Source organism: Peribacillus sp. SIMBA_075 (genome assembly GCF_046534585.1).
Window position 1 is genome coordinate 1 of record NZ_JAWRYN010000451.1, and the last position, 278, is coordinate 278.

The following is a 278-nucleotide window of genomic DNA, read 5'->3' on the forward strand; positions in this document are numbered from 1 at the left end:
CTTGGATATCCAAGAAGACGACAAACCGATCACCACACTTCCGATGAGCTATTCGTACGGCTTGTCGATCATAAATAGCCATCTCGTCTGTGGCGCAGCGATCATTGTCACAGATGCCTCGATCTTGAAAAAGGAATTTTGGGATTTGTGCAAAGAGCGGCAAGCAACGACGTTCGGGGGAGTCCCATTCGTTTATGAGATGCTCGATAAGCTGAAGTTTGAACAGTTCGACCTTCCGAGTTTAAGAACATTGACGCAAGCAGGAGGGAAACTGAACG

1 protein-coding gene is annotated in these 278 nt (G+C 47.5%); it reads left to right on the forward strand.

The window, feature by feature from the left end; all coding sequences use genetic code 11:
• Nucleotides 1-278, forward strand: a 278-nt coding sequence (locus SB775_RS28965; protein ID WP_410864660.1) for an AMP-binding protein, incomplete at both ends; no start/stop codon positions are given.